This window comes from Borrelia parkeri (genome assembly GCF_023035815.1).
Taxonomy (GTDB): Bacteria; Spirochaetota; Spirochaetia; order Borreliales; family Borreliaceae; genus Borrelia; species Borrelia parkeri.
On the sequence record NZ_CP073173.1, the window covers coordinates 33,260 to 42,272 of the forward strand.

The 9,013-nt window shown below is 24.7% G+C and carries 10 protein-coding genes; 1 reads left to right on the forward strand and 9 read right to left on the reverse strand.

All coding sequences use genetic code 11. The features are described 5' to 3' along the window. Nucleotides 1–320: 320 nt before the first annotated feature. The 9 genes from bpSLO_RS07340 to bpSLO_RS07375 all read right to left on the reverse strand — a co-directional run bounded on the left by bpSLO_RS07340 (nt 321) and on the right by bpSLO_RS07375 (nt 8,023). Nucleotides 321–1,085, reverse strand: coding sequence for a hypothetical protein (locus bpSLO_RS07340; RefSeq protein WP_246990185.1), 765 nt, complete (start codon nt 1,083–1,085; stop codon nt 321–323). A gap of 291 nt (nt 1,086–1,376) precedes the next feature. Next, complete coding sequence (locus bpSLO_RS07345; protein WP_246990186.1) at nt 1,377–1,646, reverse strand: hypothetical protein; 270 nt, start codon at nt 1,644–1,646, stop codon at nt 1,377–1,379. A 1,001-nt stretch (nt 1,647–2,647) separates the two neighbouring features. Next, nucleotides 2,648–3,580, reverse strand: a complete 933-nt coding sequence (locus bpSLO_RS07350; protein WP_246990187.1) for a hypothetical protein — start codon at nt 3,578–3,580, stop codon at nt 2,648–2,650. A gap of 191 nt (nt 3,581–3,771) precedes the next feature. Next, nucleotides 3,772–4,407, reverse strand: coding sequence for a nicotinamidase (locus bpSLO_RS07355; protein ID WP_281506695.1), 636 nt, complete (start codon nt 4,405–4,407; stop codon nt 3,772–3,774). Between the two features lie 808 nt (nt 4,408–5,215). Next, a complete protein-coding gene (locus bpSLO_RS07360; protein ID WP_348648868.1) occupies nt 5,216–5,674 on the reverse strand; it encodes a DUF226 domain-containing protein in 459 nt (152 codons plus the stop codon). After that, entirely contained in the window at nt 5,602–5,787 is a 186-nt protein-coding gene (locus tag bpSLO_RS07365) for a hypothetical protein (protein ID WP_246990188.1), read from the reverse strand. Before bpSLO_RS07365 ends, bpSLO_RS07360 begins: the two co-directional genes overlap by 73 nt. A gap of 342 nt (nt 5,788–6,129) precedes the next feature. Continuing rightward, nucleotides 6,130–6,462: a plasmid maintenance protein gene (locus tag bpSLO_RS08160; protein ID WP_432432506.1), complete on the reverse strand. Its 333-nt coding sequence runs from the start codon at nt 6,460–6,462 to the stop codon at nt 6,130–6,132. A gap of 231 nt (nt 6,463–6,693) precedes the next feature. After that, nucleotides 6,694–7,266, reverse strand: coding sequence for a chromosome replication/partitioning protein (locus bpSLO_RS07370; RefSeq protein WP_246990189.1), 573 nt, complete (start codon nt 7,264–7,266; stop codon nt 6,694–6,696). Continuing rightward, a complete protein-coding gene (locus bpSLO_RS07375) occupies nt 7,247–8,023 on the reverse strand; it encodes a ParA family protein (RefSeq protein WP_246990190.1) in 777 nt (258 codons plus the stop codon). The genes bpSLO_RS07370 and bpSLO_RS07375 overlap by 20 nt, the downstream gene beginning before the upstream one ends. A 446-nt stretch (nt 8,024–8,469) precedes the next feature. On the opposite strand from bpSLO_RS07375, the gene bpSLO_RS07380 reads away from it, so the two are divergent. Beyond that, nucleotides 8,470–8,634 carry a variable large family protein gene (locus bpSLO_RS07380; protein ID WP_281506696.1) on the forward strand — a complete coding sequence of 55 codons (165 nt, stop codon included), beginning with the start codon at nt 8,470–8,472 and terminating at the stop codon, nt 8,632–8,634. Nucleotides 8,635–9,013: the final 379 nt, after the last annotated feature.

Consider the following 9,013-nt stretch of genomic DNA (forward strand, 5'->3'; position numbering starts at 1 on the left):
AATGATATTAACATCAAAATTGCAGAAAAAATTTTGTAATCCCTGCCATTTTAAAAGAACATATACACTCAAAAATTAAAAAAAATAAATATCTTAATAATATCTCTGAAAAAAAAGACGTTGGATAACTATCCAGAATACGATTGCCTTGCCTACTCTTTTATAATCCTTTAATATCACAACTATTACAATATCATATATTTATCACCCATTTTTTAATAATTAGATTGATTGATTTACTAATAAAATTTAATCTTTACACACCTAACGGTAAAATAACAAACTTAACAACACATTATGTACTTAAAAAAGAAAAGTTACTATAACTCTCCTTTTTTAACTTTTCTAAGCATTTCTTCTAAAACACTTAAAAGACTCCCTACATTACCTTTAATTTTAAAATGAAAATCACTATTATCTTGTCCTTCACAATTAAGAAATTTATTCTCAGTATCTATATATTTATTATATGTCTTAGAGAATAAACGATATTTACTATTCTTTAAATCTTTATTGGCAAGACTTAAAGTTAAACTTATATTATTTTTTTTATCTTTTATAATACCTATGTAATTAATCAATTCATTATGATCAAAAACAATACATTTACTGCCCAGTAAATTCCCATCTGATATTGATGATAATCTATCAAACCCAGAATCAAAAACAAATTTGAAACCTAAAAAACCCAAACCTTTACTCCTTAAGTGCTCATTAAGCCCTTTTACAGTCTTAATACCCAATTCCCCTAAACAAGCTGAATCTACCAATAAACCAACTTTGCCAAAAGAGAAACTATTAGTTTTGTCTGAACTACTCTCATCAAGACTTCTTCTTGTTGCAATATGATGGCTGCCCAATACTCGATGGTCAGTCCGTGATGTAGATTCAGACTTAGTATCTACAAATTCAAACTTTAAATCAAGATCTATAGGAAATTCTTCAACATAATAATACCTATGACTATCAAAAATCACCTCAGCATAATCATTAATAATACCAGATGATGGCTTACTAAACACACCATGACTACAACTAAATACTATAAACAACAAGGTCAAAACAATATTTTTAACAATTTTCACTCTCATCTCCTATATAAACTAAAAACCAACCTATACCATGAATACTAGTACACATTAATAAAAAAACATCCCTCAAATTTGACCATACAGTCTCTCCCCCTCTACCTCTATCGCATTAATATCTGTAATATTCACCAAATTAGCCTTATAGAAAGGCTAAACTACTCTTTAACATTTACTATATCAATTCATATTAAAATTATTAAGACATTGAAAATCTCAATCTAGAGAAAAAGGCAAATTATGAAAATCTTAAAAAATAAATGGGCTACTTAAAATTAGGTTATATCTTTACTTGTTCTTATTATCATTAAGTCTTTTTTCAAAAAGAAAACTTAAAGCTTTAGATCTTACTTGAATTTTCTGATTTTTAAGCTGAGTTTCCTTTTCTATATGAACCATCCAATCATCAAGACCTTTATCTGCTCCATACTGCTTTTGGAAATCTCTAAACTCTCTATCCAACTGTGCAGTAGTGTAATCAACTTGGGCCATAAAATCTTCAATATCCATTTGTTCAGACTTTAAGCTTCTCCTCTTAGGGAACTTAATTACTTTCATACAACGATCCTTAAACAGGTAAGAATAAAATAAATATTTTCATAATAATAAATTAAAAATACTTATATAGTATATACTATATATTAATCCAAAAAACATAATTTCGTAAACTATACTTGTATTGAAACAAAAAATTTTTAGGATACCTACCTTAGTATTTCAAATACCTGTTCAATGAATAATTACTATTATGGTATATCTGGATCCACAAATCTCACTACTTGCAGAACAAATCACAATTGAGATAATGTTAATATAAAAGCTCTGATGATTTTAATAATCGTATATTTTTGTATAATTTTATGCATAGCATGTTCTTAAACACAACAAAAAAGGATTATTTTCAATTTGTATATATTAAAAAAACTTCTAAGATCCTTATTTAATGCTTAAAATACTAATTTCAACTCTATATTTATTCACTGCCAATAAATATTGTAAATATATTCTTATAAGAATAACAATAGCTAAACTTTGTATGTCTATATTCCTTAAATAACAAATCAATATAAACATACAAAAACAATTTAATAATTTAAACCAATTATATATGGTGAATATGTTTGTATCCATCGTACATATTAAAAATATCAAATGATGTAATTTAAATAGCAATGGCAGCAATGACCCGAGTTAAGTCTAATGTTATAAGGAAATTGATGTTTAAATATTAACATTATTTTAATAATAATGCTTATCACAAGAACAATTCAACTAATTAAATATTAGTTTTTAAGCCAAAAATTATAGAATGAAATTTTTATATCTATAAAATCCACTCAAAAACCAACACCTTGAGAACAAATCAAATTTCCTAAAATCATTATTAATGATTCAAATCTTAAAGCCAAAAATAAAATTATATGCACCAATTTAAACATAATAATAAATAAAAATTGGTTATTTTAAATTCCAAAAAAATCAAATACCCTACAAAGGTACAGAATTATATCTAAATAACCTAATAATAATTCCCAATTGTACAAAGTTTATATATAAATTTAATCTTCTCTTATAAGAGAAGATTCTGCAAATTTATAATCAAACGAAGGTGATAAAATCTCAATAGAATTGATATTATCTATACTAGATCTTATATCATCATCATTGAAATTAGCATCTATCACAGATAAATATTCATCTAATGAAAGTTCAATTTTTTCCCTTAGATCATTTTTTACTTCTGTATATTCTACTTTTATCTCATCATTCATCTTAAATTCAAGTTCTCCGCTATCTAAATTCTCAAAATCTAAAATAAGCTCATTAACAGATTCAAGGTCCCTTATACTGTTTAAATTTCTACTTATTATATCAAGCATATTTTTGATTTCATCTTCATCTAAGACTAAAATTTTATTTAACTTATCAACCTTACTAGACAAAGCTTTTTCCAAAAATTCTAATGCTTCTTTCTGTACTTCATTTAGGTTGTTTTCCAATCTTTTTTTACAACTTTCTAATAAATCTTGTTCCAAAATTATTTTTGATACTATATCATTGTTATTAAAATCCTCATTTACAATTACTCGTTCACTGATATAGTCTATATCACTTTGTACGGAAGATAATGCACTATCCTGTAACAGATAACCATTTAACCTTTCCACTTCCAGAATATCTACTTTCGCAACTTCTTGATCATCTATATGATAGTTTAAAACTCCTTTTTTAAGTGCTCCTTGATCATTATTGTCTATGTCAGTTTGATTAATATTATTTTTTTCTATTTGTTTTTTACTATCTTTATAATGTTGCCAAATAGATTTGTCTACATGGGACTCATTTTGTTCAAAATCATTGCTGTTCAAAAGCAGATCCAAACTATCTTCGTAAAACCGGATACCTACATTACCTTTTTTATCCACACTACAACCATTTAAGGTAATAACTAAACAAATAACAATACCCGAAAGATTTATCTTAACACTCATAAATAATAATTTTTCATTGTACTACAAAATTATAAATTTTAAAACTTTCATTCTCAATAACTTAGGGTACCCTCAGTATATAACACTATACACATGTACATCTAAAATGCTATAGAAAACATTCGTGATTGAATTTATGATATCAACAAAAAAAGATAGAACTTGAATATATAGATTGCAACTTTTTAACACTACAGTAAACTAAAATTATTAAAAATATCTCTTGCCAAACAGGTTAATATACCAAGTTTTTTAAGCTCCATAATTATTAGTTCAGGAAAAGAAGAAATACTTCTTGTAGCATCAGTTATTAAATAAGACTGAAATCCTAAATTATGGGCATCAATTATTGTTTCCTTTACACAAAAGTCTAAGGCTAAGCCTACTATAAACACTGCATCAATCCCATTGAATTGAAGATAATCCAAAAGACCTGTTGATTTTTTCTTATTAGAATCATCATAAAAACCACTGTAACTGTCATAATTCTCATCCTGTCCCTTTAAAAAAACAGACTTCACTTTATCAATATTTAAATCTTTTGGAAATTCTGCTCCCCATGTATTTTTTACACAATGCTTAGGCCAACCTTTACAATTAGCATTACTCAAAAAACTTACATGATTTTCACAATGCCAATCCTTAGTTGCAACAATGTGCTCAAAGCACTTCTGAAGTTGGTTTACCAAAGGGATAATCTCATTACCTTGAGGAACAGAAAGAGTCCCTGACTCCAAAAAATCGTTTTGGATATCTACTAAAATTAATGCTGCTTTCTTTAAATTAAAACTAAAAGGGATTCTTCCCATTAAACTGATTATAATCACTCCTCACAGTACTAAGATTATTATCTTAAAATACCGTCACTCATATCTGATATAATACAGAACTGTAATTTTAACACAAGAACAAAAATTAAAACACTTAAATTCTATATCTTATAAGTTATTATAGGATAATAATCTGATTTAAAATACAGAAATACCTTTATTATTACAATTAATAATCTTAAATTTATTAATTTAACTTCTTTAAGAATATTCACTAAATTAAAATTATATATAGCTAATTATTAGTTATATATAATAAGAATAAAATTAAAACAATAAGACATATAAAATGTTTTTCATTATTTTTAAATCTAAGCAATCTAAGGTTTAAATATCTCAAAAAGTCTTCGGGAATTAATATGATGTTTTCCGCCATAATATAACATTCTAGAACTTTTAACTTATATACATATTAAATGGTTTTTCATATCTTATAGCTAAACTTAAAGGTTTTATTAGGAACTTTACAATTAAAACCCCTAACAAAACCTTTAATTGGTTTTATAATTTCTTTTTCTGAAAGAGTGATACGTAAGTGTATCAAACCTTAAATAAACTATACAACAATTTTGTTAATTTTCAAATATCTATGTTTGAAATGAAAGAAATAATTTTTACTAATTTTGTATTTTTTAAATTATCCTGTGTTTTTTTGAGATATTTGTTAAAACGAATTGTAAAACTTGCTTGTATCTTTGTACAAGTCGATAAAACACTGGTTTTTTGAGGTAATAGAAGGGAAAATAATGGACAAAAAGCCCTTTTTTTTTACGCCTTCCTTAATTGATGTTATAGATATTAGGTATTATTTTTGTTTTTTCTCTATCCATTTGGTTATTATTTCACCTGATAAATTTTTGTTGTAGAAAGCATATACTTGTTTTTCAATTTCTAGAGTAATGTTTAATAGTTTTTTGTAATATTCAGTGTTTATTTTATCTTTTCTTAACAAGGAATAAAAGTTCGTAAGATAACATATAATAGAACCTGTCTTAAATCTAAATTCCATACAAACACACCATCTTATGGTATAAGACTCATTTTTTTCTGTATTTGTAATGATTAATGGCTTTTGTATTTTTTTGATAGAATAATGAATTCCTAGAAAATCGTCTTCTCCTTTGACACTGAATAAATGGAACGTGTATATTTTTTTTTCTTTGTTGGGATTTGAATATTTTTTAAGGGCTATTAAGAATTTTTGTTTTTGTTTTCTGTTGACACCAAATGTATAAAAATCATTAAATAATTTTGTGTGATATATTTTTTTTCTTCTATTTTTTCTATTTTATCGAAAATATTCTTGATATTTGCTTGAGATGTGTTTAATTTAAGAGTTTTTGCTTTTTGTTTTAGTTTTTTGAACAAGTCGTTCATTTTTATTCCTTAGATTTAGAATAATTAATTTAGGATTTGCCTAGTATTTCTAGGAGATCATAGTAGTATTAATTATTTTATTATAATTTAGATTGTTTGTTTTATCTAGATATTGCTTTAGTATTGGTACTAAGGTTTTGATTTCTGCCTTTTTTTTAAGTTGTTCAAGTAATATACTGAATATATTATTTCTAATATTGTCTTTATTTTTTTTATTTGCTTCTTTTATTGTTTTGTTTTGGTCTTGGTATTTTTTGTTTTTACTTACGACATTGGTTTTGTAGTTATGATTTTTGTGTATTTTATTTAATTTTTCTTTTGGTTTTGTATTATTTATATTATTTATACACTCCCATTTTTCTTCATTGATATTTTTTGAACACAGATATTTATGAACTCTTGCATTAAATTTTTTTCTCTTTTTGTTTTAAAGTATGAGTTTATTTTGTGATAACATTTATTTTTGGGATATTTGAGTTGATAATAAATTTCTGTTCCATAGTTCTTTCCTAGATGTTTATAGTAGTTAATAGTTATCTGTAATTCTTTTTCTAATTTGTATAAGTAGCTTTGGAGTGTTTTAATCTTTATAATTTTTTGACCATTTCTTTTCAGATTATTATTAAAGTAGTAAAGTATATTACTTTGGGTATATTTTTTTAAATTTAAATTCATATAATTTAGTGTTGATATTAGTACTATCAACTTATGTTGATGCTTATTAAATTTTTTTTTCTTTATTATGAGATTTTTTTAAGATTTCCAATTGATTTACTCCTTCAAAAAAAGCTGTGGGCATATTATATATGAAAGATTATATTTTGTCAATAATATGTTTTTATTGCTTAATAAATTTTGCATAGAGAGTCAGTATTTGTTTAAAATAATAACTAAACTATTGAATTTTCATATTTGTTTTTTAGATTTTGCCATACTTTTTTCAAAGTCTTTTTTTGTTTTTTTTATGTATTCTTTGTCTTGAATAAAGATCCTTTCCATAAGGAAACAGGTGAATTGTTGGTTTGTTTTGTAAAAGTTGTAAGCATCTTGGTCTTTAAGTTGCAGTTTAATTGATTTGATTAAATTCGATGTCTTTTGTTTGTTTTGCGTTTCTTTAGTTGATAGAAAAAAATATGTGTTCATTATTCCTTTTTCAATTATGGATTCTTCGTTGATTAAGTTGTTCTTGAGACCTTCTGCAATAGCTAGATATGTATAAACTTGGGTTCTGGCTAGATTATAATTTTTGATAAATGTGCTAAAGTTTTTATATCCGTCTAATTTGAATAATTTTTTGTCATTAATTTCTTTTAATATTTTCATGGTTTCTATTTTGTTGTAGATATCTTCTTGTAGGTTTATTTTAAGTTTTGCTTTTAATTTTTCGTAAGTTTGCCTATTGATATCATTAATATTTTCTTGGAGAGAGTTGTTTTTTTCAATAATCCTTTTATTTAGTTTAAATTTGTTCTTTTTCATATAATCTCCCTGAAATTTGTTCGGCACCGAACAAATTTTTTAATGCTTTTTTGTAGTCTGATGTGTCGTCTTCGTTTAAAGAAAATCCAATATTTTGTGCAATTCTTTTATTTAAATCCTCTCTCTCTCTTATAGATCCAATAAAATTAGAATTTTGTTTTAGAATATCTAGGTAGAATTTATTTGAATTATTATTTTTAAGTCTGGTGTTTAATATATATATTGGTAAGTTTAGGTCCAATTGTTTAACTTTAAAGTTAAGAGCCTCTAGACTTTCTATAGACCATTTTTCGGCGGGAATTGGAGATATAACAAAGTTAGAAACAACAAGAGCATTAATTAGTGTAAAATCTAAGCTTGGATTAGTATCAATTATTATGTAATCATAAGTATTTTTAATAAAATAAAGTGCTTTTTTTAGTCTGGTTTCTTTGAATGGTAAATTATCGTTATTAAAAAAGTGTAAATTTAAGTAACTAGGGATAAAATCTAAATTTTGATTTATATTGCAAATACTATTATTAATATCCAGATTTTTTCGTAAGATTTCATATATATTTGTATTTTCTACATTGATTCGTGCTTTTTCAAGATATTCATTAAAGTAACTTGTAAGACTTGCTTGAGCGTCCATATCAATTAGTAAGACGCTAAAATTTTTAGAGATAATAGTAGAGAAAAGAATGGCAGAAGTACTCTTTCCCACTCCTCCTTTAATTGATGCTATGGTTATTATTTTTGTTCTTTTTTTATCCATTTGTTTATCATTCCTCTGTATAAATTTTATTGTAAAAGCATATGTTTGTTTTGCAATTTCTATAGTAATATCTAATAATTTTTTAATATTCCATATTTATTTTATCTTTTCTTAGCAAAGAATAAAAGTTTTGTAAGGGATTATATAATAAGAATCCGTTTTATGTTTATATTTTATATGAATACATTATATTATATATTATAAAACCCATTTTTTTCTATATATAAATACTACAATGATATTCTGATTATCTTAGTTTTTGTTAATGAATTGTGGTTTAGTAAGTAAATAAAGAGAATGTAGAGAGTTTTAAAGCTTTGTTTCTAAACTCAATAGTTAATTTGGGAAAAAGTTTTTTCAGTTTGTGTATCATTGGAAGAAATGGTATTTGATATGCTTGGTGTTTAAGACCGAGATTAAAAAAAGTGATGTAGGAAGAGTATTTTATTGATATTGAAAATATAATGAAAGCAGTTAAAGAGAAATTAAACACAGATATAGATAAGAATAGAAATTACATAAAAGTTAAAACAGTAGTTGATAAGTTTGTCACTGAGATATTAGACAAGATTATAACAGGCACTAAAGAAGCAATAAGTTTTTTAGTGTAAAAACCCTTTTTTTTTTGATTTGTTAAGGATGTTGTCTTGATGTGCACTATCAGAAAGAAATTTAATAACTTTTTTCTTAGTATACAATACAAAATAATTTTATCAAGTGAATCAATGAATTTATCTTTAAGTTTACAATTAAATATTAAGTCATAACTAATAAAACTTGAGAGCAACCTTAATTTTAAACATTTTGTTTTGTTTCTTGTATTAATTTGCCTTGTTATATTTCTTGCAAAGAATGTTGTTAAATAGTACTAAACTGATTGTAATCAGTTTAGTACTATTTATTAGATAATAATTTTAAAGAGAAAATCCTGAAAGTGATGAGAAATTAAATATATTTTGCTTTTTATTTATACTAATAAAAATTAAATAT

Bases quoted from the DNA above. Each gene is read 5' to 3' on its own strand.
- bpSLO_RS07370 (WP_246990189.1), bottom strand. From the start codon at position 7,266: ATGAAAAAGAACAAATTTAAACTAAATAAAAGGATTATTGAAAAAAAC.
- bpSLO_RS07350 (WP_246990187.1), bottom strand. From the start codon at position 3,580: ATGAGTGTTAAGATAAATCTTTCGGGTATTGTTATTTGTTTAGTTATT.
- bpSLO_RS07345 (WP_246990186.1), bottom strand. From the start codon at position 1,646: ATGAAAGTAATTAAGTTCCCTAAGAGGAGAAGCTTAAAGTCTGAACAA.
- bpSLO_RS07365 (WP_246990188.1), bottom strand. From the start codon at position 5,787: ATGAACGACTTGTTCAAAAAACTAAAACAAAAAGCAAAAACTCTTAAA.
- bpSLO_RS07375 (WP_246990190.1), bottom strand. From the start codon at position 8,023: ATGGATAAAAAAAGAACAAAAATAATAACCATAGCATCAATTAAAGGA.
- bpSLO_RS08160 (WP_432432506.1), bottom strand. From the start codon at position 6,462: ATGAATTTAAATTTAAAAAAATATACCCAAAGTAATATACTTTACTAC.